This window comes from Treponema endosymbiont of Eucomonympha sp., from assembly GCF_001028545.1.
The window spans coordinates 1-719 of record NZ_BBPW01000348.1; the positions used below are offsets into that span (position 1 = coordinate 1).

The following is a 719-nucleotide window of genomic DNA, read 5'->3' on the forward strand; positions in this document are numbered from 1 at the left end:
CGGCAAATCGGGTGAAGGCGAAACGCCGAAGCTGGGCGACCACGTGTATGTGGTCGGCGGCGGCAACACTGCAATGGACTGTGCCCGAAGCGCGGTTCGCGGCGGCTCGAAGGCGACCGTCTTGTACCGGCGCGGACGGGAAGAAATGCCGGCAAACGATATCGAAATCGACGAAGCGGTGCACGAAGGGGTCGTGTTCGAGTATCTGACCGCGCCCGTGAAGATTGAGGAAAAAGGCGGCAGGCTCTTCATGACGCTGGTCAAAATGGAACTCGGCGAGCCGGACGCTTCCGGCAGGCGCAGCCCCAAGCCGATCGCGGGGTCGGAATACGCGGTCGAGGCGAGCGCCGTCGTCAGCGCAATCGGGCAGCAGGTGCTTCCCGGCATAGCCAGAGAGCTGGGGCTTGAGACCGCGCGGAACGGTGCAATCGCAGCGAACCCCGACACCTTCCAGACGGCGCGTCCGGGCATATTTGCCTGCGGCGACTGCCAGACTGGCGCAAACATTGCGGTGCGCGCGGCAGGCAACGGGCGGAAGACGGCATACGCGGTAAACCAGTACCTTCGCGGCGAAGAGGTAGCCGGAGAGCCGTGGCGGTTCAATTCGTCTATGGGTCCGCTCGGCACGGTAAGCGAGGACCTGTTTGCGGACTATGTCAAAACGCCGCGAATCAAAATGCCGGTCATCGGGGACGCCGAGCGGAAGAGTACCGAAAAAG

At 63.4% G+C, this 719-nt stretch carries 1 protein-coding gene; it reads left to right on the top strand.

The genetic code is table 11. The annotated features are described in order from the left end of the window. Positions 1-719: FAD-dependent oxidoreductase (locus AWU74_RS07005; protein ID WP_187150922.1), on the top strand; the 719-nt coding region annotated here is incomplete at both ends.